The sequence below is a fragment of the Streptococcus parasanguinis genome, from assembly GCF_001074805.1.
GTDB classification, from domain to species: Bacteria; Bacillota; Bacilli; order Lactobacillales; family Streptococcaceae; genus Streptococcus; species Streptococcus parasanguinis_A.
In genome coordinates this window covers 1-20,503 of record NZ_JUPI01000068.1, presented here as the reverse complement: position 1 = coordinate 20,503, position 20,503 = coordinate 1, and the positions used below count along the sequence as shown (strand labels likewise).

The 20,503-nt window shown below is 35.4% G+C and carries 19 protein-coding genes and 1 tRNA gene; 5 read left to right on the top strand and 15 right to left on the bottom strand.

Annotation, left to right across the window (positions count from 1 at the left end):
- Positions 1-153 precede the first annotated feature (153 nt).
- From ftsH to ychF, 10 genes are all read right to left on the bottom strand, one after another.
- Positions 154-2,127, bottom strand: a complete 1,974-nt coding sequence (gene ftsH / locus ADI76_RS04905) for an ATP-dependent zinc metalloprotease FtsH (RefSeq protein WP_003002062.1) — start codon at positions 2,125-2,127, stop codon at positions 154-156.
- Positions 2,128-2,137: 10 nt separating this feature from the next.
- Positions 2,138-2,680, bottom strand: a complete 543-nt coding sequence (gene hpt, locus ADI76_RS04900) for a hypoxanthine phosphoribosyltransferase (protein WP_045760073.1) — start codon at positions 2,678-2,680, stop codon at positions 2,138-2,140.
- A gap of 4 nt (positions 2,681-2,684) precedes the next feature.
- On the bottom strand, positions 2,685-3,959 hold the full coding sequence (gene tilS / locus ADI76_RS04895) for a tRNA lysidine(34) synthetase TilS (protein ID WP_049514978.1): 1,275 nt from the start codon (positions 3,957-3,959) through the stop codon (positions 2,685-2,687).
- Complete coding sequence (locus tag ADI76_RS04890; protein WP_414717183.1) at positions 3,959-5,224, bottom strand: serine hydrolase; 1,266 nt, start codon at positions 5,222-5,224, stop codon at positions 3,959-3,961. Before ADI76_RS04890 ends, tilS begins: the two co-directional genes overlap by 1 nt.
- Positions 5,217-5,345 (bottom strand): SP_0009 family protein, encoded by a 129-nt coding sequence (locus tag ADI76_RS11795; protein WP_003009253.1) that lies wholly within the window; start codon positions 5,343-5,345, stop codon positions 5,217-5,219. The genes ADI76_RS04890 and ADI76_RS11795 overlap by 8 nt, the downstream gene beginning before the upstream one ends.
- 3 nt (positions 5,346-5,348) lie before the next feature.
- Positions 5,349-5,717, bottom strand: a complete 369-nt coding sequence (locus ADI76_RS04885; protein WP_003010764.1) for an FtsB family cell division protein — start codon at positions 5,715-5,717, stop codon at positions 5,349-5,351.
- On the bottom strand, positions 5,710-5,976 hold the full coding sequence (locus ADI76_RS04880; protein ID WP_003002258.1) for an RNA-binding S4 domain-containing protein: 267 nt from the start codon (positions 5,974-5,976) through the stop codon (positions 5,710-5,712). Before ADI76_RS04880 ends, ADI76_RS04885 begins: the two co-directional genes overlap by 8 nt.
- Positions 5,977-6,044: 68 nt before the next feature.
- Complete coding sequence (mfd, locus tag ADI76_RS04875) at positions 6,045-9,539, bottom strand: transcription-repair coupling factor (protein WP_049514976.1); 3,495 nt, start codon at positions 9,537-9,539, stop codon at positions 6,045-6,047.
- Between the two features lie 4 nt (positions 9,540-9,543).
- On the bottom strand, positions 9,544-10,113 hold the full coding sequence (gene pth, locus ADI76_RS04870) for an aminoacyl-tRNA hydrolase (RefSeq protein ID WP_049514975.1): 570 nt from the start codon (positions 10,111-10,113) through the stop codon (positions 9,544-9,546).
- Positions 10,114-10,183: 70 nt separating this feature from the next.
- Positions 10,184-11,299, bottom strand: a complete 1,116-nt coding sequence (ychF, locus tag ADI76_RS04865) for a redox-regulated ATPase YchF (protein WP_049514974.1) — start codon at positions 11,297-11,299, stop codon at positions 10,184-10,186.
- A 177-nt stretch (positions 11,300-11,476) separates the two neighbouring features.
- Between ychF and ADI76_RS04860 the strand changes: the two genes are divergently transcribed.
- On the top strand, positions 11,477-11,974 hold the full coding sequence (locus ADI76_RS04860) for a DUF1307 domain-containing protein (protein ID WP_049514973.1): 498 nt from the start codon (positions 11,477-11,479) through the stop codon (positions 11,972-11,974).
- A 35-nt stretch (positions 11,975-12,009) separates the two neighbouring features.
- Here ADI76_RS04860 and ADI76_RS04855 read toward each other — a convergent pair whose 3' ends face one another.
- The 5 genes from ADI76_RS04855 to ADI76_RS04835 form a co-directional block, all read right to left on the bottom strand.
- Complete coding sequence (locus tag ADI76_RS04855; protein WP_003002008.1) at positions 12,010-12,201, bottom strand: DUF951 domain-containing protein; 192 nt, start codon at positions 12,199-12,201, stop codon at positions 12,010-12,012.
- Positions 12,202-12,213: 12 nt separating this feature from the next.
- Positions 12,214-13,350 (bottom strand): DNA polymerase III subunit beta, encoded by a 1,137-nt coding sequence (gene dnaN / locus ADI76_RS04850; protein WP_049514972.1) that lies wholly within the window; start codon positions 13,348-13,350, stop codon positions 12,214-12,216.
- Positions 13,351-13,509: 159 nt separating this feature from the next.
- Entirely contained in the window at positions 13,510-14,868 is a 1,359-nt protein-coding gene (dnaA, locus tag ADI76_RS04845) for a chromosomal replication initiator protein DnaA (RefSeq protein ID WP_003002121.1), read from the bottom strand.
- 266 nt (positions 14,869-15,134) lie between these two features.
- On the bottom strand, positions 15,135-15,896 hold the full coding sequence (locus ADI76_RS04840; protein WP_049514971.1) for a ParB/RepB/Spo0J family partition protein: 762 nt from the start codon (positions 15,894-15,896) through the stop codon (positions 15,135-15,137).
- A gap of 71 nt (positions 15,897-15,967) precedes the next feature.
- The gene (locus ADI76_RS04835) at positions 15,968-17,149 is read right to left on the bottom strand and encodes a S1C family serine protease (RefSeq protein ID WP_049514970.1); all 1,182 of its coding nucleotides are present in this window, start codon (positions 17,147-17,149) and stop codon (positions 15,968-15,970) included.
- A 204-nt stretch (positions 17,150-17,353) separates the two neighbouring features.
- Here ADI76_RS04835 and rlmH point away from each other — a divergent pair, with 204 nt between their 5' ends.
- The 4 genes from rlmH to ADI76_RS04815 all read left to right on the top strand — a co-directional run bounded on the left by rlmH (position 17,354) and on the right by ADI76_RS04815 (position 20,393).
- Positions 17,354-17,833: a 23S rRNA (pseudouridine(1915)-N(3))-methyltransferase RlmH gene (gene rlmH / locus ADI76_RS04830; protein WP_049514969.1), complete on the top strand. Its 480-nt coding sequence runs from the start codon at positions 17,354-17,356 to the stop codon at positions 17,831-17,833.
- Positions 17,834-17,875: 42 nt separating this feature from the next.
- Positions 17,876-17,949, top strand: a tRNA-Arg gene (locus ADI76_RS04825).
- 348 nt (positions 17,950-18,297) lie between these two features.
- The gene (locus ADI76_RS04820; protein WP_049514968.1) at positions 18,298-19,638 is read left to right on the top strand and encodes a sensor histidine kinase; all 1,341 of its coding nucleotides are present in this window, start codon (positions 18,298-18,300) and stop codon (positions 19,636-19,638) included.
- Positions 19,635-20,393 (top strand): LytR/AlgR family response regulator transcription factor, encoded by a 759-nt coding sequence (locus ADI76_RS04815; RefSeq protein WP_049514967.1) that lies wholly within the window; start codon positions 19,635-19,637, stop codon positions 20,391-20,393. The genes ADI76_RS04820 and ADI76_RS04815 overlap by 4 nt, the downstream gene beginning before the upstream one ends.
- The last annotated feature ends 110 nt before the right edge of the window (positions 20,394-20,503 follow it).

Sequence of the window (20,503 nt, the reverse complement as noted above, 5' to 3'; positions counted from 1 at the left end):
GGATTCGAACCCGTGTTACCGCCGTGAAAAGGCGGTGTCTTAACCCCTTGACCAACGGACCATTTTTACAACATATTCTATTATACAGAATATTTTTACTCTGTCAACACTTTTTTTAATAAAAAAAGAAGGAAATATTTTCCTTCTTTTAAATTAGTTGTTTTCTTCTAATTTTGACTTAATCTCATCATAGGATAGAGGTTTTGCTTCTTCTTCTAATTCATGTTCTGAATTTTCGGGCATTTTTCCTGTTTCGTATAATGATTTAATTTGGACACTATCCAAGGTTTCATATTTTAATAGAGCTTCGGCAATCAGTTTATGCGTTTCTCTATTTCCTTGAATAATTTCCGCAGCTTTATTACGGGCTTCATTCAACAGACCACGAACTTCTTCATCGATTTCGTAAGCTGTTTGTTCTGAAATCATTTTTTGTGGACTTTGGGCACCAAACATGGCATGATTTCCTTCATATTGAACCGGTCCAAGTTTTTCACTCATACCATATTCTGTTACCATCGCACGCGCCATTTGGGTTGCTTGTTCAAAGTCATTTGAAGCACCTGTTGTTTGCGAATTGAAAATAATTTCTTCGGCAACACGTCCTCCCATGAGCCCTGCTAATTGTTCTTTCATATCTTCTTTAGAAAGTAACATTTGATCTTCTTTAGGAAGGGCAATCATGTAACCGCCTGCGCGACCACGTGGAACAATGGTAACTTTATGAACCACACGAGCATTTGATAAGACAAGACCAACGATCGTATGACCAGCTTCATGATAAGCAACCATTTCACGTTCTTTTTGTGAAATCGTCCGATCTTTTTTAGATGGACCTGCAATAACACGATCTTCTGCTTCATCGATATCAGCCGCATCAATTACTTTTTTATTTCGACGAGCCGCTACCAAGGCTGCTTCATTCAAAACATTTTCAAGATCAGCACCGACAAATCCTGGTGTCTGTTGAGCAACCAGTTTTAAGTCGACATCTTGAGCAAGTGGTTTATTCTTAGCGTGAACACGAAGAATCGCCTCACGACCTTTCACATCTGGACGTCCAACCAATACTTTACGGTCAAAACGGCCAGGACGAAGAAGGGCAGGGTCAAGAACATCAGAACGGTTTGTTGCTGCGATCACGATAATTCCTTCATTGCCTTCAAAACCATCCATCTCAATCAAAAGTTGGTTGAGGGTTTGTTCACGTTCATCATTTCCGCCACCAAGACCTACACCACGTTGACGCCCAACAGCATCAATTTCATCGATAAAGATAATGGCTGGGGCTGCTTTTTTAGCATCTTCGAAAAGTGAACGAACACGACTAGCTCCGACTCCGACAAACATTTCAACAAAGTCAGAACCAGAGATACTGAAAAATGGTACTCCAGCTTCTCCAGCTACTGCTTTTGCTAGAAGGGTTTTACCAGTTCCCGGAGGGCCTTCAAGAAGCACACCTGCTGGAATCCTTGCTCCTAATTTAGTAAAGCGTTTTGGATCTTTCAAAAACTCAACAACTTCAACAAGTTCTTGTTTTTCTTCCTCAGCTCCTGCTACATCTGAAAAACGAACTTTAATATCTTCTTTATTAGCAGCACGGGCTTTATTGCGACCAAAGTTCATCGCACCACGAGCACCTCCGCCACCGCCTTGGTTCATCATGGAGAAGAAGAAGAACATGACGATAACAAATGGAACAATTGAAGTGAGAATTGTTATCCACATGCCACTTGAGCTCTCACGCTTGATGGTGATTTCTGCTTTGTGGTCAGCTGCTAATTTTTGTAATTCATTGACGGTGATATCAGATGGAAGGATGACACTAGTAAAGCGAGATACTTTTTGAACACTCGGAGTAAAGAATTGAATCCCTGTATCTTCTTTTGATTCTTTTGCTTTATTATAGGTCCCTGCAATTTCAATCACACTACCATTTGGTTGGTAACTAATCGTTTTGACATTATCATTTTTAATTTCCTTGACCAATTCTGTGTAGTTGATTTGCTGACTTTGACCAACTCCATTACCCGCAAAAAAGTACTGGAATCCTGTCACAGCCGCTACAATAATCAACAAATACAGAAAAGGATTTCGAACAAAACCGTTGTTTTTTCTGTTATTCATCTAGTCTCCTCTATTTTGAGTACACTTCCTCTTTTAATACACCAACATATGGTAGGTTACGATAATTTTCTTCATAGTCTAAACCATATCCGACAACAAACTCATTCGGAATCGTAAAGCAAGTATAATCTGCTTCGATCTCAACCAAACGTCCTTCAGGTTTATCCAATAATGTCGCAATCTTCACAGATGCTGCATTTCGTTCTTCAAAGAGTTCTTTTAGACTCTTGAGGGTTTTACCTGTATCGATGATATCTTCCACAAATAAAATATCTCTACCTGTAATATCCTGATCAATATCCTTGATAATATTAATGATACCTGAGCTTGCTGTACCGCCATGATAACTTGACACCAACATAAAGTCTAATTCAATATGAGTATCAACATGGTTGATCAACTCTGCCATAAATGGAACAGAACCCTTCAAAATACCAACGAAAATAGGATTTTTTCCTTGATACTCTTTTGTTAGGGTTTCACCCAATTTTTTTGCTGCTTCTACAATTTCATCATGTGAAACCAATACTTTTTTTATATCTTTTTCTAACATGTTTTTACCTATCTATTTTTTGAATATAAAGACTATCTTTCATTATACCACTTTTTGAGGGCTTACTCAAATCACTCGTTACCAATCCCACGACTGAAAGAATATTATGATTCTGTTCTAAAATGAGAGCCTTTTGCCGAAGAGAAATTGGAATTTTATGATTGATAAACCACCGCCTTAATTTTTGATGGTGGCCATTAACAAGCAGCTGATCTCCTTCCTCTCGCCTTCTAATTAAGATGGGCGTTTCGCGTGAAACAGAAAGAATTTCCACATTTTTCCCTACTAATGGGTGGCCAAAAGATAATTTATAATTTGCAATCTCAAAGATATTCCCAAATTCTAACAAAAATGGGAGGACTTGGTCATCCGACTTTTGACTGATTTTTTGTATTTCAAAGAAATCATATTCTTGATGGAGTTCATAATTCGACTTTAAATAATGGACACAATTTCTTTTTTTTCTTAGTAAATCTAGTAATTCTTGAAACTGGACTCTACCAAGTTGTAAATCTGGAAATTGTGCCAGATACTCTTCTAATAAGAAAGACTGGACAGAATCGGAATAAGTTCTAAAAGAAGCTAAATCTTGAATAGTAAACTCGCTAGTCAATTCTTTCAGTGCTTTGTGCCACTGAGTCACTTCCTCTGCTAAATAGCGAAGACTTGCTTGCATTTGAGGATTTTCTTTTTCAAATTCTGGAAGGTATTGATGGCGTACACGATTGCGAAAATAATCCTGCGAGGAATTACTACTGTCTTCAAAGTGAGGGATTTTCATCAGCTCATCTTTGGTAAAACTCAATAAAGGACGGATTAATTCACCTTTTCCAAATGGTTGGCGTACAGGAATGCCACTCAAGTGACGTAATTTAGTTCCTCTTATCAAGCGCATGAAAGTTGTTTCAGCTTGATCGTTTGCATGATGGCCTGTTACTAAAGCAGTACAATTCTCTTTCTCCATAATCTGTCTAAAAAAATCATAACGAAAGGTACGAGCTTTTGCTTCTGTAAAATCACCCAAATAGTGAGCAACGTGGATACGTGTCTTGCGCCTGTCAGCTAGTGTTCGAAGTTCTCTTTCTTCTAAATCTGATTCTGGTCTTTGTCCATGATTAACATGAGCGAGTACCAGTTGGATTTTCAATCGTTCTTTGTTCTTTTCTAAAAGTTCGTACAGATTCATTGAATCCAATCCACCCGATAAGGCAACTAAAACACGACGATGGGAAGTAAATAGATCTTGTTTTTCACAAAACTCTAAAAATCGCTTTTCCATTATTTCAATACCTCATAGATATCCTTTGAAATATTGGAAATCGTATCATAATTCGAATGATCTGTAAAAATGGCTAGTACATAGGGTGAATTTGTGTAGACAATCGCAACATCATGTCTAAAATCATAGGCATCTCCAATTTTATGAGCAACCTTTACTGGAAGGTCACGCGCAATCCGTTGATCATCGAATTTTGTAGAGGAGAGCGCATCAATAATTGAGCCATTCTGTTGATAGACAGCCTCCATGACATTACCAGCCATTTCAGCGGATGCTTCTCTTTTTTCAACATCCCAATGCTTTTTTGCAATTTTATCCAAAGTTTTTTGGAAATCTTGATCTGATTGATGAGTGACATAATAATTCAAGATATTATGGCCAACATTATCGGATTCTTTTGCAATCTTATCTACTAATTCTTGGACACTATAATCCTTACCATCTGCTGTTTTTGAAATACTACCACTTCCTTCTGGTTCATAACCACCTTTAAAGTCATTGACTTCTGGAATATACTTGTAGGTTGTAGATGGAGAAATGGCTTTTTTATTGAGCTGTTCTTGGACATAGTACAAGTATGGTAATTTCGTTACACTGGCAGAATACATTTCTTTTTGCGGATTTATTCCAGCAGTATTTCCAGTCGCTAATTGTTTTACGTAGATTCCATACGAAGGAGAATTGTATTTACTATTTAACAATTCCTGGACTTTTTCCATTCGATTATCTTTTTCAGTGACGAATGCTTTGTTCACCCAGCCCTGACCTTCAATCTCCACAAACTCATCTCGTAAAGTCTTAGCTGTACGTAAGACTGTCACTTGTGTATAAGGAGAAAGAGGTGTATTTTTTTCTTTTGCACCATTTATTAAGGGGCGGTCGTACACTTTAAAACCAGGTTTTAGCCACATGTCCTGTTTTTTTTCTTGTGTTTCTTGTACAACATCAGAAAAAATGACAGAAGAATCTGCTAATATATACCCTTTCTCTGCTATTTTAAATACAGCTTTCCCTTCATCGTTTACAAAGAGTTGTTCGATTGTAAACGGTGAATTTGGAAGAATTTCTCCTCGTATTTTTTTCAACTGAGGATCAGAGAAAATAGAAATTTTGCGATAGACATTAGGGTTTGCTGGAATTGAAGAAAAATAAAGTTCTGATGGATGAGCTATTGTCTGAGAAGACTCAGACTGCTCAACACTCGCTACTTGAGACCCAATAAATAAAATTGGAACTAACAATAGGAGCAGAAATCGTTTAGACACCTGTATTCCTTTCCTTTTCATCCTTTTGAAGTTTGATCATTTGGTTTTTCTTTTTTAATTCCTCTAATTTTTCATCCGAAAATTCAAGAAATTGTTTAACTGTTTGTAAAATATTTTCCATCGGTTATTGGGGGAGTAAATCTGGGATGGTATAAACATATTCACCATCTTTTGAAAAAGAATACTTGGCGCGTGCATATTTTGTTGCGTAATCATCATCTTTTAATTTTTTAGCGATGTCTTGTTGGTATTCTTTTTGTTCACTTGTCTCTTTATACTCTTTTTCCAACTGTTTGTATTGTTCTTTTTTATCTTGTAGCGATTGATAGCTCTGAGCTAAATTATAAGTTGGAAGAATAAACAGTAACATGACCAATATCAAGACGAGTCCCATAAAACGATTGCGTTTTTTTCTTTCTTCTTCTAAAAAACGTTTTCGCTGACTTTCGTCTTTGATATACTTATTGTTCATTTGAACGATATTTTTAGGCATCTTCTTCTATCCTTGTTTCACTAATGATTTCGTACATTTTGGATGCATCTTCTTTTTTGGTACTATCCAACATTTCCAAGACTTTAACCGTCAATACTTTATTTCCAAAACGAACTTCGATTTGATCATTCACTTTCAAATCCGTTGAACTTTTGGCTAATACTCCATTAACTTTGATTCGCCCTTTATCTGCAACTTCCTTTGCAACAGGGCGACGCTTAATAATGCGAGAAACTTTCAAATATTTATCTAATCTCATACTGTCACCTCTAACATAGTATTGTATCATTTTTTATACATAAAATGCGAAAAATGAGCTAAGAACTGCTAGTTCTCTTCTTTTTCCTGTTTAATTTCCAATAAGGTTTGACCAAATTGCTTCAGAGCTTCTAAAATTTCAAAATCTTTCTTGTTTCGAATATCAAAGATTACTTCAATTAATCCCTTTTCTTCAGCAATCTGTGCCTTCAACTGTGTCATTGACAGAGCTTTGAAATAATCCTGTGTTAAAAACAGTTGTTTGGCAATAGGTTCAAATTTCACTGTCAATTTTTGTTGTTTTCTCTCAACAAGACGGACAAAGACTTGATCCAAGTAAGCTTTCACTAAACCAATTTCAAGTAGATAGGCGACAACATCTGGGTATTCTCCAAAACGATCAATCAATTCATCTTGCAAGTATTCATAGTCACTCGCAGAATTCATTTCACGAATTTGTTTGTAAATTTCAATTTTTTGACGTTGATCTGAAATATATTCATTAGGTAAATAAGCATCTATTTGAAGGTTCAACTCTGCATTACTCTTTTGCCTGCGATGCTCTTGGCCTTGTTTCTTAGCAATAGCTTCTTCTAACAATTGAGAATACATTTCAAAACCAACTGAATCGATGAAACCAGATTGAGAAGCTCCAAGAATATTCCCTGCTCCACGGATCGATAGATCTCGCATCGCAATTTTAAATCCAGACCCCAACTCAGTAAAACCTTTAATAGCTTCTAAACGTTTTTCAGACACTTCTGTAAGAGATTTGTCTGGACGATACATCAAATAAGCATAAGCGATTCGGTTGCTTCGTCCCACACGACCTCTTAGTTGATAAAGAGTTGAAAGTCCCATATGATCCGCATTTTCAATAAAGAGTGTATTGGCATTTGGAATATCCACACCTGTCTCAATAATGGTTGTCGTCACTAAAACATCGTATTCGCCATTAATGAAATCCAACAAGGTATTTTCCAGGCGAACTTCACTCATTTGGCCATGAACAAAGCCAATCGAAGCCTCTGGAATCAACTCTTTTAACTCGGATACTTTTTGCTCAATCGTATCTACCTTATTGTAAAGATAGTACACTTGACCTCCACGATCTATCTCCCGCAACACAGCATCTCGAATAATAGTTGGATTGGTCTCTAGTACAAAAGTTTGCACAGGATACCGATTGGTCGGAGGTGTTTCAATGACAGACAAATCTCGAATTCCTAGCATAGACATATGGAGCGTCCGAGGAATAGGGGTAGCTGTCAAGGTAAGCACATCCACCTTTTTTTTCAATTCTTTCAAGGTTTCTTTATGCTTTACTCCAAAACGTTGCTCTTCATCGATCACAATCAAGCCCAAGTCTGAAAAGACGACATCTTTAGACAATAACCGGTGAGTTCCAATAATAATGTCCACTCGTCCTTTCTTCAATTTTTCAAGCGTTTCCTTCTGCTCTGCTTTACTCTGGAAACGACTTAAAACAGCAACTTCTACCGCAAAAGCTTCAAAACGCTCCTTAAAATTGGCATAATGTTGTTGGGCAAGAACAGTCGTAGGAACCAGCACTGCTACTTGTTTATGATCATTTACTGCCTTAAAGGCTGCTCGCATAGCAACCTCTGTTTTCCCAAAACCAACGTCTCCAACCAGCAGTCGGTCCATCGGACGATTCGATTCCATATCCTTTTTGATTTCTTCAATGGAGCGCAACTGATCATCTGTTTCAATATATGGAAAATCTTGTTCAAAAGCTTCTTGATTTTCATCATCTGAAGAATAAGCAAAACCTTCTAATTGACTACGCTCTGCATAGAGTTTTATCAAATCATCCGCAATATCCTCCACCTGGGTCTGAACCTTTTGCTTCGTTTTTTGGAAACGACCATCGTTTAATTTGTTAATTTTTGGCGTTTTTCCATCACTTGCAACGTATTTGGACAACATCTGAATCTGATCGACAGGAATCGAGATGCGATCTCCATTTTGATATTGAATGGAGACATAATCACGATGGACACCAGAAATTTCAATCGTTTCAATTCCCAAATATTGACCAATACCATGAACTTGGTGAACAACATAGTCCCCTTTTTCCAGTTCATTATAATTTTTTAGACGTTCTGCATTGGAAATATTTTGCCTGCGAATCTTTCGCTTGATCTTTTTCTGATAAATCTCTGATTCTGTAATGTAGACAATTTTTTCATCAACAAATTGAAAACCGTGAGCTAGTCCTCCAACAATTAATTGACTAGCTTGAGGGATGATCGCATCCCCATCGATATAATCTAATCGAATTCCATACTCTTCTAAATTTTTATGGAGCTGTTGAAGATTGTGGTGAGAACTTGCTTGGACAATAACTGTATAGTTTGATTTTCGATACCGTTCAATTTCCTCTTTTAGTAAATCAAATTGTCCAAAAAACTCCTGCATTGGGTATTGATTAAATTGATACAAATGATCAAACTTCAGATTTCCCAATCCTTTTTGAAAGTTTGAAAAATAAGTTGCAGGTGTATATTTTCGTAATGTTGTACTGGTGTCTGCAAAATAAACTTGGTGAGAAGAAGCTCTATTTTTATGTAAATCTTCCGTCAAGAGATTAGCTGTATCTAGTTCAAATCTCGCTATTTGATCGGCTATTTTTTGATAATCATCAAGAAAGACAGGAGTATGTTTAGGGAGATAATCAAATAATGTATATTGTTTCTCATAAAAGAAACTTATAAATTTTCTAAGATCTGGATGGAGTTTTCTTTGAGAAATATCTCCTAAAATTTCTGCTAGATAAGATTTAAATTCTTCATTCGCGCTCTGTTCTTGCAATTTTTCGATTTGCTTCTGACCACGGATGAAATCTTCCTCTTGCAATAATAGATCACTCACTGCTTTCAGTTGAATTTCTTCGACATTTTCAACAGAACGCTGGCTTTCTGGGTCAAAGATTCGGATCCCATCAATCTCATCTCCGAAAAATTCAATCCGATAGGGTTGGAGTTGGTCGATCTCAAAGATATCTAAAATATCTCCTCGTATACTGAACTCACCTTGTTGCAAAACCTGGCCCACTTTTTGATAGCCGATTTTCTGTAATGTTTCACTCAGAGTAGTTAAGTCTATTTCTTGACCAACCTTCAATTGAAAAATGCTAGATACAAAAACTTTAGGAGAAGGTAATAGTAGTTTGATACCACTCACATTGGTCACAAGGATACCTTTACGATCCTCTTGACATAAAAAGTTCAAAGCCTCTAATCGTGCAAATTGCCTTTCTTGTGAAGCAAAAACAAATTCTGCTAAAGGGTTATCATCTCCCAAAAATGTATGGACTTTGTCCTCTCCAAGTAAGGCAATAAAATCACTAGCCAATCGTTCCGCTTCGTTATAACTGGAGGTGATGAGGACTGCTTTTTCAATAGAATCAAAGGCTGAAGCCATTACAATAGCCTTAGTAGTCGCAGATAATCCTAAAATTAGCTCCCTATTATTTTTCTGCAATCCTTGTTGCCAGGATAAAAGGTTGGAGTTTTGACTCACTAAATCAATTACATTCATCTACTTACCCGTTGTATTTCTGCATGCTTCTTTCAAAATTTTCTTCTACCAAGTAATCGTTAACTGCTTCTTCTACTCGATCGATTGTTTGTAGAATGGTGATGTAATCGTCTTTATCAAATTTTCCTAAGACATGATGAACAACTGACATACCCTGCTTAGGTCTTCCAATTCCAATCTTAATTCTATAAAAAGTCTGAGTTCCAATATGATTGATAATCGATTTGATTCCGTTATGACCTCCAGCTGATCCTTTAGCTCGAAGACGAATCTTGCCAACTTCCATATCTAAATCATCGTAAACGACCAAAAGATCTTCAATATCCAGACCATAATAAGTCAGAAGAGCATGGACTGCTTTTCCACTCTCATTCATGAAGGTGGTTGGTTTCACAAAATAGATCTTTTCTCCATTCAAAAATGTTGAGGCAATATCAGCTTGAAAAATCTTATCATGGGAGAAAGTAATATTTAAAGACTTTGCCATTTGATCCACTAACATAAAGCCTACATTGTGTTTGGTTTCAACATACTTATCCCCTGGATTTCCTAATCCAACAATTAATTTCGTCATCTCTTTTCCTTTCAAAAACGCTAAAAGGGTTGGAAATATTTTTTCCAACCTTTATATATTTTTAACTTTCTTAAACATTGAAACGGAATTCCATGATGTCACCATCTTGGACAACATATTCTTTTCCTTCTTCTCGTAAGCGTCCAGCTTCTTTTACAGCCTTTTCAGATCCGTATTTCACCAAATCATCATAAGACATAGTCACTGCACGAATAAATCCTTTTTCGAAATCAGAGTGGATGATACCAGCAGCTTGAGGAGCTTTCATACCACGTTTGAAAGTCCAAGCACGTACTTCTTTTTCACCAGCTGTAAAATAAGTTCCAAGTCCTAGTAAATGGTAAGCTGCACGCGTGAGTTTATCAACTCCAGACTCTGTTAAACCAATTGCCTCTAAAAATTCTTGCTTATCTGCATCATCTAGCTCAGAAATTTCTTCCTCAGCACGCGCAGAAATCACAACTACTTCCGCATTCTCTGTCGCCGCAAAGTCACGAATTTGCTTAACATAGTCAATAGAGTCTGGATCTGCAACAACATCTTCATCCACATTTGCTACATAAAGAACTGGTTTGGTAGTCAAAAGGAAAAGTCCCTTCACCACTTTTTGTTCTTCCTCTGTGAATTCAATCGTCCGAGCTGATTTACCATCTTCAAGAACTGGTTTGATTTTTTGTAGAACATTAAATTCTTCAACGGAATCTTTATCTTTTTGTGTCCGAGCAATTTTTTCTACACGCGCATAACGTTTATTAACAGACTCTAAGTCGGCTAAAATTAATTCTAAATTGATAGTATCGATATCTGCCAGTGGATCGACAAAGGCATCTTCACGCCCTTGCTCCCGCATGACATTTTCATCATCAAAAGCACGTACTACATGGACAATAGCATCTACTTCACGGATGTTAGCCAAGAATTTATTACCAAGACCTTCTCCTTTTGATGCACCTTTTACAATTCCAGCAATATCTGTAAATTCAAAAGTGGTCGGAACTGTCTTCTTAGGAGTAATCATTTCAGTTAATTTTTGTAGTCGTTCATCAGGAACTTCTACCATACCGACGTTTGGATCAATGGTCGCAAAGGGATAGTTTGCGGCCTCTGCTCCTGCTTTTGTAATTGCGTTAAATAGGGTTGATTTACCAACGTTTGGTAAGCCAACGATACCTGCTGTTAATGCCATTTTTCTTTTTCTCCGTTCAAATTTCAATCTCTTTTATTATAACATAATTCAAAAGACAAGTGATGAAAAATGAAATATTTCATGACCTTTGAAACTAGATTTTTTCATCAAACTGTAACGTTCTAAAAAGATAAATATGGTATACTTTATTTAACAACTAACAAAGGAGTTTTTCAGATGAAAAAACAAACATGGAAATCTATTTTCCTTTCTTTAATCGCTATCTTTACACTCTTTCTTCTTGGAGCTTGTGGACAACAATCTGTTCAAAAATCCTATCTTCAAAAGATTAACCAAGATGGAAAAGTAGATATTCGAGTAACATTTGAACACAAAGGCGATAAAACAATTAGTAACCAAACCATTAATACTATTTACTACAAAGAAGCTGGAGTTGCAAAAGATCAATTAAAAGAAATAGTTGACAAATACGAGGAAGATAACAAAGACGTCAAAGGATTTACTCATTCTGCTGAGTTCAATGATAAATACATGGTTGAAACAACAACTCTCAATTATGAAAAAGCAAATTTAGATCAACTGATTGAAAAGAATTTATTGACTACCCGACAAGATAAAAAAGTCGACTATGTCAGCTACAAATCAACTGTTGATATGTTAAAACAAAGTGGTTTCAAAGAAGTTAAAAATGGAAAATTTGAAGAATTAAAATAATTGAAAAGGTTCGGTCACATAAGTGACTGAACCTTTTATAATACTTTCTTCATTTTCTGTTCAAAATCATGACGACTCATCATGACCACATGATCACAATTGCTACACTTGATTTTTATATCTGCACCAAGTCGCGTAATTTCCCAACGATTTGCCTTCTTGCCTGTTTCTTTTATCACACAAGCGTGAGGCTTTTTCATTTCTACAAAATCACCTAACGTATACATGATTCACCTATGTTAATTTGTGCGAACTGGCGTAATTAATTGAATGAACCCTTGTTCATTTCCTTCTGGAACCAAGGTAAACGGTCTAACAGAAGAAATAAAACGAATCACAACTTGTTCACTGTCAATAGCTTTGAGCGCCTCAATCAAATAAGTTGGATTAAAGCTAATAGACAAATCCTCTCCTGAAACGGAGCTAGTATCGATCTCTTCATTTACTCGTCCAACTTCTGGTGAATGAACGTGGGATGAAACCACTCCATTTTTGAACTCTAATTTAACCGTTCCGTTTTGAGTCGCATTTGAAAGAAGACGAGCACGCTCCATTGCAAATCGAAGGTTGGCTACATTGAAGGTTGCCTCTGTATTGAATTCTGTTGGAATGAGACGGTCTGTATCAGGGTAATTTCCTTCTAGCAAACGGGTATAGAAACTAATGTGTTCACTTCTAAAGAGGATTTGATTGTTAGCAAAGAAAACTTCAACTGTTTCAATATCATCAGAAAAGACAGAGGTGAATTCACGAAGAGAACGACTTGGAATGACGACATCAAAGTTGTCTCCATTTTTCTCCAGTGTAATCACTTTTTGACTCATACGGTGAGAGTCTGTTGCTACTGTTTTTAGCTCTCTATTATCTGATAAAACAAAGTGAACGCCTGTCAAAATTGGACGACTCTCTTGTACGCTTGCTGCAAATGCCGTTTCATTAATCAATTGTTTTAATAATTTTGTTTCCAAAACTAATGGATTACTTGCAGCAATTTCTTGGATACGTGGATATTGATCTGCATCTTTTCCTTTAAGTGTAATTTCTGATTTACCACTTGTTAAGAGAACTTGTTTTTGTTCAATCTCTTTAAAATCTAAAGTAACATCTGGTAAACTTGAAACCACATTAATAAAGAAAGTTGCTTCCAATAAAATAGAACCTGGAGAAGTCACTAATAAACCTGCATTTTCATCTTTAATAGAAATAAAGTTTTCAATTGAAATTTGGCCATTCGATCCAGATAAGGCAACTCCTTCTGGAGTTACATCTATTTTAATTGTTGAGAGGATTGGAATAGCATTTTTTGAACTGATAGCTCTTTTTGTAGTATTTAGTGCTTGTAAAAATAAAGTTTTGTTAATAGAGAAATTTATCATGGTCATTCCTTTTATTTATTTTATTATTAGTAAGTTAATAGTAATAGTAGGTTGTGTGGAAGTTGTGGAAAACTCTCAGAATCCTATCTACGACTTAAAAAGTTACTTGTTTAAAAATTGTGCATAACCCCTAGAAGTTTATAGAAAGTTATCCACAGATTAATTTAATTTTTTCTTGATGCTTTGAATTTCGAGTCGAAGATTATCATCTGTATCGACCATACTTTTAATTTTTTCATAGGCATGAATTACAGTCGTGTGGTCTTTCCCACCGAATTCTTTTCCGATTCGAGGAAGTGAGTTGTCCGTCATCTCTCTTGAAAGATACATAGCCACTTGTCGTGCTAGGACAATATTCTGAACTCTTCGAGAACCTTTGATTTCTTTTACACTGACTCCATAGAAGGCTCCAACTGCTTCCTGAATTTTTTCAATAGGGATGACAAGCGTCTTGCTATTATCATTTTTACGAGCTCGAATAGCTTCAGCTGCAACATCGATCGTAATTTCTTTTAGTTTCTTTACCTTCGCCATTAAAGAAATATCATTTAAGGCCCCCTCTAAGTCTCGGACATTTGAATCAAATTGACCAGCTAGATATTCTAGTGTGTCATTAGGAAAAATATAGTCTAGATCTTCAATTTTGTTCCGTAAGATGGCAATCCGAGTTTCAAAATCTGGTGGTGTTATATTTTGAGTTAGTCCCCATTTGAAACGAGTAACTAACCGCTCTTCAAGACTATCTAAATGATCCGGACTTCGATCACTTGTTAGAACAATCTGTTTGTTGTCACTATGGAGGGCATTAAAGGTATTAAAGAATTCCTCTTGAGTCGTGACTTTTTTACCACCAAGTGACTGGATATCATCGATCAATAAAAGATCTAAACTTCGATAGGTATTCTTGAACGTCTTCATTTCTCCTAATCGAAGGTGCTCTAAAAATTCATTAATAAAGGTTTCTGCTGGGACATACTTAACCCGTGCATTTGGAATATTTTCTAGGATTTGATTTCCAATTGCATTCAATAGGTGAGTCTTTCCAAGCCCTGGTCCACCATAGATAAAGAGAGGGTTGTAAGTTGTTGCAAGATTTTCAGAAACTGCAAGCGCTGCTGCTTTCGCCCAAATATTTCCATCCCCTTGCACAAAATTATCAAAGGTATACTTCGATTTCAGACCTGTATCAATTTTAGGTAACGGTTCGGTTGTTAAGCTACCTGAAGACAGTCTCCTATTCTCACTGCTATGATTACTAGGAATTTCTTCGGTATCTTCAAAAACGAAATGGAACTTCAAATCTGTATTGTAGACTTCAAAGCTGGCTGTGATCAAAGCATTTTTTAGATTTGTTTCCCAAAACAATTCTTTATAATTTCCATCAAGATAAATGGTAGCTGTCTCTCCATCGATTTTGACTAATTTTGAATCAGCGACAAAAAAGTCATACGCACTATCTTTTAGTTGTAATTGGGCTAATTCTAAAAAACGAGACCAAAATTGCTCTTCTTGTGACACTATCAGACTTCCCTCCTTTTCTTGAATTGTATCAAATCATACTTACTCCTATTCTACCACAAACGAAAATAGTTTTCCACAGGCTAAATTTTAGGGAAGAAAATTATATTTTTAAACTTTTCCACAGGTTGTGGATTTAAATTCACATTGTTTTTAAAAGTTATCCACAAAGTGGGGATAACTAGAGAATATCCTTATTTTTATGATATTTACAAAAGATTATTATGGTGGAAAAACTTGTCAATACAAAAATAAAAATAACAGCCTTATTTTAGGCTGTTGATAATTCGTTGGTATTCATCGAGACTTGAAAAAGAAATTTGGATAGTTCCTTTATTTTGCGAAGAGGAGTGTATCGTCACTTCTGTTCCCAATATTTTTTTCAATCGTTGTTCCTCTTCTAGTAGGAAATTTTCTTTTACTTTTTTATTTTTCTGTTTTCTTTTTGAACTGATCTTGTTCTCTAATGTTCGAACATTTAAATGATCCTGTTTGATTCGCTCCAACCAAAAGCGCTGCTCTTCTTCATCAAGAGGAACGAGAACACGCGCGTGAGCCGAAGAAATATCATTTTGAATGACTGCCTCTTGAACAGAGGGAGCTAGATGTAACAAGCGAAGCATATTGCTGATATAAGGTCTAGATTTCCCCATAAATTGAGCGATTTGGTCGTGCTTATAGCCATGATCAACTAGCTTCTGGTAGGATATAGCTTCTTCAATTGGATTGAGATCTTCTCGTTGAAGATTTTCGATAATGGCTTGTCGCATCATTTCTTGATCAGTTAACTCTTTAATAATCGCAGGAACAAGCTTTAATCCAGCAATTTTTGAAGCTCTAAAACGTCTTTCACCTGCAAGTAATTCAAAACCAATAATCGGAGATTTTCTGACAATAATGGGTTGAATTAAGCCATTTTCTTTGATTGACTGAGCCAGTTCTTCTAATTTTTCTTGATCAAATACTTTTCTTGGTTGGAAAGGATTAGTTCGAATGTCCTTTACCGCTATCTTTTCTAATTTTTCCATCTTATGAATAGAATAACACACCTTTACAAATTCGTAAAGGTGTGTTTACAAGTATGTCAATAGGATAAGAATTACTCACTAAGATCCTCAGTTGATTTTGTTAACTTGATAGAAGTTGTTTGTTGTTTTCCATCACGATAGAATGTGACCTTGATCGTATCATTGATTTGGTGAGAATAGAGGGCAGATTGTAAATCTGCAGTTGACTCGATAGTTGTATCGTCTATCTTTGTGATCACATCGTAGCGTTGCAATTTATCTGAAGCAGGCATATTTTCAAGTGTTGAACGAACCAGTACTCCTCCAGAGATTTTTTCAGGAAGTTTTAATTGGCTTAAATCAGAAGTTGAAAGATTAGATAAATCCATCATTTGGATTCCAAGAGCTGGTCGAACCACTTTTCCTTTTTCTTCTAGTTGTTTGATAATATTGACAACATCATTTGCAGGAATTGCAAAGCCCATTCCTTCTACTGAAGTTTGTCCGTTATTTGAAATTTTACTTGAGGTAATTCCGATGACTTGTCCCTGAATATTGATTAATGGACCTCCAGAATTCCCTGGGTTGATGGCAGCATCTGTTTGTAAGGCGCGTGTAGAGATATTTTGTCCATTATCGGCTTTCAATTTCACATTGCGACCTTGGCTAGAAATAATTCCTTGGGTAACAGAATTAGCATAATCAGTTCCAAGAGGGCTACCGATTGCAATCGCAGTCTCACCGACCGTTAATTGGTTTGAATCTCCGAATTCAGCTACTGCCTTTGCTTTATCCGCACTGATGCGAACTACTGCAATATCGGAATAGACATCTGATCCAACTACTTCTCCAGGGACTTTATTACCATCTGCTAAGAGAATATCTACTTTTTTTGCACCATTGATCACATGGGTATTGGTAACAAGGTAAGCATATTTTCCTTCTTTTTTATAAATGACCCCAGAACCTTCACTAGAAATTTGTGAGTCTGAATTGTCTTCTTTTTCAAACAATCCTTGATTCGAAGAATCAGAGTAAGTGATCACAGAAACCACAGCATTTTTTACTTTATCGACGGCCTCACTAGTTGAGGTCGTATTTTTATAGGCTGTTTTAACAGTGGTTGAGTGGACTTGCTTACTTTCAGTATTGGAAGTAGAAGAATGGGTTGTTTGCAATATTAAAAAGGTTCCAAGAAGCCCACCTAGTAAACCCACAACAAAAATGAGGGCTATGTTCACAACTTTTTTCAGTAAATTAGATGAAGATTTCATATTTTCCTCCTAAGGTTATCAAATTGTCTAGAGTATAGACAAACTTTCTTAATTATAACTTAAATAATTAAAGTTATCCACAAATTGTGGATAACTTGTAACATTTAGTTTAGAAATAGCTTTAAAAAGGACTTTATAGAACGGCTTTCCTTTCTGTACCTGTGGATTATTTGTGGAATTAAAGAATTATGCTACAATAGGAGAATGAAAATAAAATTGATAACTGTTGGAAAATTAAAAGAAAAATACTTAAAAGATGGGATCGCGGAGTATATTAAAAGGCTTGGTCGATTTGCAAAAGTAGAACAGGTTGAGTTAGTTGATGAAAAAACTCCAGATCGTGCTAGTCAACTCGAAAATCAACAAATTCTTGAAAAAGAGGGGGAACGAATTCTCTCTAAAATTTCAGATAAGGAATATGTGATTGTATTGGCCATCGAAGGAAAACAATTTCCTTCAGAGAAATTTAGTCAAACGATTGACCAGATTATGACATCTGGTTATTCAAACCTTACTTTTGTTATTGGAGGCAGTCTTGGTCTGTCTCCCAAAGTGAAAAAAAGAGGAAATCTATTAATGAGCTTTGGTCAATTAACTCTTCCTCATCAGTTGATGAAATTAGTGTTGGTGGAACAAATCTATCGTGCTTTCATGATTCAACAGGGGAGCCCTTACCATAAATAACCTTGACGCTCCTTCCTTTTTCTGCTAAAATGAAGTAAGTTCGGTCTCATAGCTCAGCTGGATAGAGCATTCGCCTTCTAAGCGAACGGTCGCAGGTTCGAATCCTGCTGGGATCAAACGAAAGATGCAGTTTTTGCTGCATCTTTTCTTTTTATAAAAATGTATAAATTTTCATTATCTGTTAATTTTTGTATACTTTACTATAGACAAATAGCAATGGAATGATTTATTAGTAATTTTTTGAAAAATAACTAATAATCCCTATATAGTGCAAAGTATAGATTATATAAATTGTGTAAAATAGTTTTCAATCCTGTAACAAAAACATTAAAAAGATTACAATTTTATCGTTTCCCTTTAATTTTAGGCTATTTTATATTATAATTTTTTGTATATAAAATTTTATTTTTTTATAATAATACTAGAGTATAATAAAATAGAAAAAACAAAATGGGAGAGTTTGTGTGATTCAGTCATTAATCTTGTCTTTTCTCTTGGGAGGGATCATTGTTCTGACGTTTGCATTAGTGGACGAAAAAATCTATCAGGAACATCAATTTGCATTTATCTTTCTGCTGAGCACCTTTGTTCTTCTTTTTGAAAGTCTCTTAGTATTTTTAGATGTGACTTTATTTTCAAATATTCGACTCTCTGATTTAAATATGCTCTTATGGCCGGTTTATTTATATCCTTATTATCATTATGCCAATCGGACGAATCGCTTGTGCGCCATTTTTTATTCTTTTTTTACTTATTTAGCGGTTGAAGGAACAGCAACTTTTCTGACGATAATTGTCTCTTCAGTAATAGGAGATACTTTTGTAGCAGCTTACTCGATTGTTTACAATATGTGCATTCGTTTGGTTTCTTTAGTGATCATCTTGAAGTTAATTGACTTATTTGAATTTGATTTCACTCCTTTTTATGAGAAAGAATTTGAAAAATATTTAAGGAGACTTATCTGTGTCTATTTCGCCATATTTGTAGTGATTAATTTTGCTTTATGGATTAGTGAGCAAGCGCAATATAAAAATTTTGGGAGTATGTTGGCAACGATTTGTTTTTTCTCTTTTGTAGTCAGCTTATTTCATATGAAAATCGAGCGAGATCAGTATCGTAAAAATTTAGAACTGGAGTATAAAGAATTTTCTGAGCAACAAATGAGTCGGTATATGGCTGAAATTCAAAGCCTCTATTCTATTGTTAGGGGATTTCGTCACGATTTGGGAAATTTGGTGATTTCTATGTCATTAGCTATCAAGGAAGAAAATATTCCAGAAATACAGAGAATCCATAGAGAAGTATTGGAAAAAGGTTATAAAGAGATAAACACAGAAGAATTATCAGGATTCAACTTGGTCAATATCAAAGATTCTGCTTTACGAAGTATTTTGATTCGAGGCTGGTTGGATGCAAGAGATGCTGGGGTAGAAATGACCTTTGAAACAAGTGAACCAATTGAGCAACTACCAGTTGATTTATTAGATATCGTAAGAATTGTTGGAATTCTGGTGACAAATGCTTTGGAAGCTTCAAAAGAAGCGGAAGAAAAGAAAGTTCATGTTGCTATTTTTTCTATTTCAAAAATTGTTTACTTAGTGATTCATAATACAACAAATGAAATCACTTTTGATATCAAGAAAATATATGAAGAAGGCTATTCGACAAAAGGAGAAAATAGAGGACTAGGATTAAATAATGTGAGAAAAATCTTAGCAAATTATGGAACGATGTTTTTAGAAACAGAATTGCAAGGAAATCGTTTTTTACAAGTTTTGAAGATTGGAGGATATGAACAAGAATGAAGATTTTTTTATTAGAAGACGAGCTCTCTCAACAGATACGGGTAGAAAAACACATTGCAGAAATTGCTAAGGAATTAGAAATTAAACTTGATGTGATTTCTACTGGTAAAATTACGGAATTTGAAAATTATATCCAGCATTCGGATATCCACCAATTATATTTTCTAGATATTCATATCCAAGATAATGAGTACTGTGGGCTAGAAATTGCTCAAAAAATACGAGAAGCAAATCCTTATGCTATTATTGTTTTTATTACTACAAAATCAGAATTCGCTTCGATTACCTATCGTTATAAAGTATCTGCCTTGGATTTTATTGATAAAAATTTGAATGAAGATTTATTTAGATTAAAAATCAAGGAGTGTATTGAGTACCTAACAACTATTCAAATTGGAAATGATGATTTGACAGATTATTTTGAGTATGACTTTAAGGATAAAAAGATAAAAATTCCATTTAAAGATATTCTTTATATTGAAACTGTTGGTTCTGCTTATAAATTAAACTTAGTTGGGAAAAATTTTCAAAAAGAAATTGCAGGAAGTTTATCAGATGTTTTGGAGAAAGATGTGGAGGAGAGATATTTCAGTCCCCATCAATCTTATATCGTGAATAGAAGTATGATCGTTGGAATGGATAAGAAAAGGAAACAGTTGTTGTTGAAAGAAGGGTATTCTTGTCCAATCTCAAGAAGCAATATCAAACGTGTCAAAAAATTAATCGAAGAGCAAAATTTAGAATTTAGTGCTTGACAATTAGTTAAATTCTGATATAATGGGATATGTTCTGTTAATGAATATATGGTCCGTTGGTCAAGGGGTTAAGACACCGCCTTTTCACGGCGGTAACACGGGTTCGAATC

Excerpts from the sequence above, each read along its gene's own strand:
- ftsH (WP_003002062.1), bottom strand. The coding sequence starts at position 2,127 with ATGAATAACAGAAAAAACAACGGTTTTGTTCGAAATCCTTTTCTGTAT.
- hpt (WP_045760073.1), bottom strand. The coding sequence starts at position 2,680 with ATGTTAGAAAAAGATATAAAAAAAGTATTGGTTTCACATGATGAAATT.
- tilS (WP_049514978.1), bottom strand. The coding sequence starts at position 3,959 with ATGGAAAAGCGATTTTTAGAGTTTTGTGAAAAACAAGATCTATTTACT.
- ADI76_RS11795 (WP_003009253.1), bottom strand. The coding sequence starts at position 5,345 with ATGGAAAATATTTTACAAACAGTTAAACAATTTCTTGAATTTTCGGAT.
- ADI76_RS04885 (WP_003010764.1), bottom strand. The coding sequence starts at position 5,717 with ATGCCTAAAAATATCGTTCAAATGAACAATAAGTATATCAAAGACGAA.
- ADI76_RS04880 (WP_003002258.1), bottom strand. The coding sequence starts at position 5,976 with ATGAGATTAGATAAATATTTGAAAGTTTCTCGCATTATTAAGCGTCGC.
- mfd (WP_049514976.1), bottom strand. The coding sequence starts at position 9,539 with ATGAATGTAATTGATTTAGTGAGTCAAAACTCCAACCTTTTATCCTGG.
- pth (WP_049514975.1), bottom strand. The coding sequence starts at position 10,113 with ATGACGAAATTAATTGTTGGATTAGGAAATCCAGGGGATAAGTATGTT.
- ychF (WP_049514974.1), bottom strand. The coding sequence starts at position 11,299 with ATGGCATTAACAGCAGGTATCGTTGGCTTACCAAACGTTGGTAAATCA.
- ADI76_RS04860 (WP_049514973.1), top strand. The coding sequence starts at position 11,477 with ATGAAAAAACAAACATGGAAATCTATTTTCCTTTCTTTAATCGCTATC.
- ADI76_RS04855 (WP_003002008.1), bottom strand. The coding sequence starts at position 12,201 with ATGTATACGTTAGGTGATTTTGTAGAAATGAAAAAGCCTCACGCTTGT.
- dnaN (WP_049514972.1), bottom strand. The coding sequence starts at position 13,350 with ATGATAAATTTCTCTATTAACAAAACTTTATTTTTACAAGCACTAAAT.
- ADI76_RS04840 (WP_049514971.1), bottom strand. The coding sequence starts at position 15,896 with ATGGAAAAATTAGAAAAGATAGCGGTAAAGGACATTCGAACTAATCCT.
- ADI76_RS04835 (WP_049514970.1), bottom strand. The coding sequence starts at position 17,149 with ATGAAATCTTCATCTAATTTACTGAAAAAAGTTGTGAACATAGCCCTC.
- rlmH (WP_049514969.1), top strand. The coding sequence starts at position 17,354 with ATGAAAATAAAATTGATAACTGTTGGAAAATTAAAAGAAAAATACTTA.
- ADI76_RS04815 (WP_049514967.1), top strand. The coding sequence starts at position 19,635 with ATGAAGATTTTTTTATTAGAAGACGAGCTCTCTCAACAGATACGGGTA.